The sequence below is a fragment of the Veillonella sp. genome (assembly GCF_018381775.1).
Classification (GTDB): domain Bacteria; phylum Bacillota; class Negativicutes; order Veillonellales; family Veillonellaceae; genus Veillonella.
In genome coordinates, this window is sequence record NZ_JAGZRH010000025.1 from 1 (window position 1) to 5,482 (window position 5,482).

The window sequence follows — 5,482 nt, forward strand, 5'->3', positions numbered from 1 at the left end:
ATAAGATTTTACAAATCTAATTTTCTTGGTGTTTCTTATATTTTAAAGGGACTGCAACTAGAATGCGGTAAAACCGCATTCTGTTACAGCCCCTTTTATTGTTATAACCATACTTATTATTACCAACGGTTTTCGTAGTATACTTGTGTCCACATGATGACCTCTATAAGAGAAGGATGTGGGCTCATAGTTTCGCCTACAGTAATAACGGATTTAGGATCCATAGCACGAGTAATACCTTTTTCACGTAAACGTTTAGTACGTTCAGATGCGATTTCTTCATTAATAGCAGTCAATGGAGTTACACCGCTGTTCATAAGATTTACGTAAGGTTGGAAGAGGATGGATGCTTGAGGGCCTGTTACATGCATACCAAGGATATGATTTGTATCTTTATTTACTACGATTTTTACAAAGCCATCATTTACATCGCCAGGATTAATACCCATAGCATAGCCTTTAGCAGTAGAGGAGTAGTAATTTTTACCAATACCTACATTATAGCCTGCTTTAATAGCTTCTGCTTCAGTAAGACCTACGCTACCGATTTCAGGATAGGAGAAGGTAACCTTTGGCAATGTATCATAGCGTGCCCAACGGAAATCTTCTTCGTTTTTAGCAAAGTATAGGTTATGGGCGATAATATCTGCTTCGTAGTTTGCACGATGGCGGAATGCAGGCTCGCCGTTTACATCGCCTAATGCATAGATGCCATCCACAGATGTTTCAAGGAATTCGTTTGTTTTGATCCAGCCTTTTGGCAAAGTTTCGATACCAGTATTTTCTAGGTGCAATTCTTCCACGGCAGGACGGATACCGGCAGCTACGAGGATTTCTTCAACCTTAGTTTCTGTGATTTCGCCAGTACTACGATCTTTAGTGACTACTACTTTAAGACCATCTTCTTGACGGATTTCAACAGTGTCTTGGTTTAAGATTACATTAATACCACGAGCTCGGTAGTTTTGAAGAAGGTGTTCGGACATCTCTTCATCTTCTTTAGGTACAAGGCGTACATTATGTTGAATAATGGTAACTTCAGTACCGGCAGCATCAAATACATGGCCGAACTCTACACCGATAGGGCCAGCGCCGAGTACTGCAAGCGATTTATATGGTTGTTTCGGGAACTTATCGCCAAATAAACTTTCACTAGAAAGGAAGCCTGCCTCTTTTAGACCAGGTACATTTGGTACGTTGCTATAACCACCAGTACCAAGGATAATCGTTGGCGCTGTGATTTCTACGATACCAGAGCCATCATTAAGGTGGATGTTCATAATCTTATCGGACACGAAACTTGCAGCACCGCGATATACATCTACGTTGTTAAAAGCGTTATAATAATCATAGATGCCTGCAGACTTGTCAATCATATGCCATGTGCGTTTAGCTACAGCGTCCCAATCCATTGTTGCATCGCCAACATTGATACCTATTTTTTTGAACTCTTCTACTTCTTGAATGGCATTGGCTGCTGTAACCATAACCTTTGTAGGAATGCAACCGCGAGTTAGGCATGTGCCACCAAATTTACCTTTTTCTATGAGGGCCACTTTAAGGCCTTTTTTTAGCGCAGCGTCAGCTACGATAGTTGCACCGCCTGTACCAACTACAATAATATCGTATTGTTTCATGTTGATTCCTTTCTATTGCTATCTATTAATAGTTATTATCATTAACTCTATTATAACACTATATTGAAGAAAATCAATGTAGGAAGATTCTAATCAATATGAGTGATTGTAATCAATATAAATGTTTATGATTAATATGGATTCCTATATTGATTTCTAAAGTATGTTCTTTATATTATACAATGAATATATTTATAAGTCGTATAGTAATCTAGTATTTATGGACTTTTAAATACAAAAAAACGGTCCCGAAGGACCGTCTTTAGTATGATTGTAAAATTGTATTTAATCCCAGTTTTCGTGATAGCCACGTTTTGCATAATCTGCAGTAGCAGTGAAGAGAATGTCTGTGCTAGAGTTAAGCGCAGTTTCCGTAGAGTCTTGTAAGACACCGATGATAAAGCCTACACCTACAACTTGCATTGCTACGTCGTTGGAAATACCGAATAGGGAACAAGCCAATGGTATGAGTAGTAGAGAACCACCGGCTACACCAGAAGCACCGCAGGCACCAATAGTAGCGATGATGGATAATAGGATTGCTGTAGGAACATCTACAACGATACCTAATGTATGAGCTGCCGCTAATGTCATAATTGTGATCGTAATTGCAGCACCACCCATATTGATTGTTGCACCTAATGGAATGGATACGGAATACATATCAGGGTTCAGTTTCAAACGTTTAGCTAAGTCAAGGTTTACAGGAATGTTGGCAGCAGAGCTACGTGTGAAGAATGCGTAGATTGCAGATTCACGTAAACATTTAAATACCAATGGATATGGATTACGACGAAGATAAACGAAGGACAAAATCGGATTGATTACTAGTGCTACGAAAATCATAGAACCAAGTAATAAAACGAGTAATTGGAAGTAACCAATCAAAGCTTCGATACCGTTAGTAGCAATGGATTCTGCTACAAGACCCATAATACCAAGAGGAGCAAAGCGGATGATCCAGCCTACTACTGTAGTAATTGCTTGAGCGATGGATTCCATAACCTCTTTTGTATTCATTGGTGCGTGACGTAAAGCGCCACCTATGATAAGAGCCCAACCTAGAATGCCGATATAGTTAGCGGACATCAATGCTTTTACAGGGTTATCAACTACATTTTTAAGTAATGTTGTCATAACCTCAGCAATACCTTGAGGAGGCGCTGCATCAGCAGCACCTGCTGCTAGATGTAATGTAGTAGGGAAGAAGAAACTTACGACTACGGCTAATGCTGCAGACAGGAATGTACCTAATAAATATAGAGTAATAACAGAGCCCATACCTGTTTTTTGGCCGGAGCGATGTTTACTAATAGCTGCGATTACCAAGAAGAATACAAGGATAGGTGCGATACCTTTAAGGGCACCAACAAAGAGAACCCCGAATAAAGCAAGTTCTTTTGCCACATCTGGCATGTAAAGTGCAGTCAAAATACCAATGATCAAACCTATGATAATTTGTTGGATTAGACTGACTTTGTTGATTGATTTTACAAATCGATTCATAGTACACTCCAATACTTAATAAAAACTAATAAAAGACCATGGAAAAATATCTTTTCAACATGGACATATGTCATTATACAACGAACATGGAATGGTGGCAATAGATAATATCATAGTCGTTCATATATAGTTAAATTAGATCTACTGTGACTGATAACGATGTTTATTTTGTAATATGCTAATTTTAACCGTAGTGAATATATGGTTTTAACTAAATATGTGCTCATTACATAATTACTATATATAGTATATATAATAGGATTCTTTTGATAGTGAGGCATAGTATGATATACTATGCGAGTAAAGAGTTTGAATATAGTTCTTGATTAGTGAAAGGACCATAATGAATACTAAAGAATTTAAAACGTATGCCGATAAAGAGCAATTTGTACAAGGTGTTTTTTCTAATATTGCAAAAAACTATGATTTAATGAATACAGTCTTAAGCTTTGGACAAGATTATTTTTGGCGCAAATTCTCTGTAAAAGCAATGAATATTGGTCCTCACCAACGTGTGCTTGATGTAGCATGTGGTACCTGTGTGTTTACAAAGGAAGCGTTACGTCAAGAACCAACATTAAAAGTAGAGGCTTTGGACTTTAATAGTGAGATGCTTGATCAAGGTCGTGTACGCATTGAAGATGCTGGTTTAATAGATCAAGTTAATCTTGTTCAAGGTGATGCGATGGCATTACCATATGCAGATAACACATTTGATGCTGCTATGAGCGGATTTGCAATGCGTAATGTGCCAGATATTAAACAAGTGTTATCTGAAATGCAACGTGTTGTAAAGCCAGGTGGAAAAGTAGTTGTGTTAGAACTCGCAAAGCCAAGCATGTTTGGTTTTAAACAGTTATATAATTTCTACTTCTCCTATATATTACCTATTATAGGTAAGTTAAGTAAGGATAATTCCTCTTATGCATGGTTGCCAGAATCCTTACGCAGATATCCTCATCAAAGCGAGATTCTTGAAATCTGGAAATCTTTAGGATATGAAAATGCCACCTATCATGAATTGACAGGCGGCATTGTAGCGGTCCACGAAGGTGTGGTACCAGAAAATTCTATTGTAAATAATAAGTAATATTAGCGTCTTGAGAAACTACTAATGATCCTTTTTCAACAGGAGTAGCAGTTTCGAGAGACGCTTTTAACATTATGGCGTTACGATAGGAACCAGAGTCCATAGAGCTTGTTTGTGGTGTGCTAATAGAAACAGTTTTTACAGGGCCTAAAGTACGACCAAGGGCTGCAGCAATAACCTCAGCTTTATGACGACCGTCTTGAATTGCTTCGGTAGTTAAAGAATCAGACAGTTGTTGAGATACATCATTTTGGAATGAAAGGTTATTGATATCGTTGGCACCAGCGCTAACAGCAGCGTCAACAGCCTTTCCTACATTATCAAGATTGTTGATTTTTACAGTTACACGATTTGCTACACTATAACCAGTGTTAATTCGTTTGCCATCTTGATAATCACTTGTAGGGTTAATAGAAATATTAGATGTGTAAATATCTTTTTTGTCGATACCTAAATGACCTAACTTGCTGATTAAATCACTCATGATGCGATCGTTATTGGATTTTGCAGCATTGATATTAGTGTTTTCACTAGTAATACCAAGTGTTAAAATCGCATAGTTAGGTGCTACAGAACGAGAGGCTTCGCCTGTAATTTGAATTTCAGAGGTATCAAATGTACCTTGTGGTGCAGCAAAGGCTGCAGTGGCCATAGTTGCACATACCGCAGCAATAGCAACTGTTTTGGATAATAAACGTTTGGATAATTTCATACTCAATCTCCTCACACATTATTATAGAATTAATAATAACTACCATAATAAAAGACTAAATTGAAATATAGAGCTCATTTAAAATTAAAATATAGTATTAAATGGTGTATAACTATATAACTACATAAGTGAAAGAGTCTATATTACAGCTACATTATACAAAATAGATTGTATAAAATCAATCTTTAGTTTTTAGGTTGGAAAATGAATGTGCAATGAAAGTTGTGTGAAGTTGAGAATTGGGGGTTGCCATTATTTTTTGGTTATACTATAATATCCATACAGTCGTTCGAACGACTGTTTCTTAATGAGTGTAGAAATACACTTTGAAGTTCGAAAGAACTTCAAAAAAGATTATAAAATGTGTTGACATGAAAGTGCTCACATGTTATTATAATCAAGTCGTCAGATGGCGTTTCACTGAAGCGTGAAACTGATAACAGATCTTTGAAAACTGAACAATGATAGGTAATCAATCATATGATTGAACATATGCCAGAGTGCGGGTTTTGACAAAGTCAAAACCAACCATAATTC

At 37.1% G+C, this 5,482-nt stretch carries 4 protein-coding genes; 1 reads left to right on the forward strand and 3 read right to left on the reverse strand.

The window, feature by feature from the left end; translation table 11 throughout:
• Positions 1-119: 119 nt before the first annotated feature.
• On the reverse strand, positions 120-1,637 hold the full coding sequence (locus KH109_RS09615) for an FAD-dependent oxidoreductase (protein WP_295219200.1): 1,518 nt from the start codon (positions 1,635-1,637) through the stop codon (positions 120-122).
• 285 nt (positions 1,638-1,922) lie between these two features.
• Entirely contained in the window at positions 1,923-3,143 is a 1,221-nt protein-coding gene (gene sstT, locus KH109_RS09620) for a serine/threonine transporter SstT (protein ID WP_295219204.1), read from the reverse strand.
• 343 nt (positions 3,144-3,486) lie between these two features.
• On the opposite strand from sstT, the gene KH109_RS09625 reads away from it, so the two are divergent.
• Positions 3,487-4,233, forward strand: a complete 747-nt coding sequence (locus KH109_RS09625; protein WP_005388035.1) for a ubiquinone/menaquinone biosynthesis methyltransferase — start codon at positions 3,487-3,489, stop codon at positions 4,231-4,233.
• On the opposite strand, the gene KH109_RS09630 is transcribed toward KH109_RS09625, so the two are convergent.
• On the reverse strand, positions 4,214-4,945 hold the full coding sequence (locus KH109_RS09630) for an SIMPL domain-containing protein (protein ID WP_156719680.1): 732 nt from the start codon (positions 4,943-4,945) through the stop codon (positions 4,214-4,216). The two genes, KH109_RS09625 and KH109_RS09630, sit on opposite strands and share 20 nt — an antisense overlap.
• Positions 4,946-5,482: the final 537 nt, after the last annotated feature.

What these genes read in the sequence shown, in the direction of transcription:
- KH109_RS09615 (WP_295219200.1), bottom strand. Translation starts at nt 1,637, where the DNA reads ATGAAACAATACGATATTATTGTAGTTGGTACAGGCGGTGCAACTATC.
- KH109_RS09625 (WP_005388035.1), top strand. Translation starts at nt 3,487, where the DNA reads ATGAATACTAAAGAATTTAAAACGTATGCCGATAAAGAGCAATTTGTA.
- sstT (WP_295219204.1), bottom strand. Translation starts at nt 3,143, where the DNA reads ATGAATCGATTTGTAAAATCAATCAACAAAGTCAGTCTAATCCAACAA.
- KH109_RS09630 (WP_156719680.1), bottom strand. Translation starts at nt 4,945, where the DNA reads ATGAAATTATCCAAACGTTTATTATCCAAAACAGTTGCTATTGCTGCG.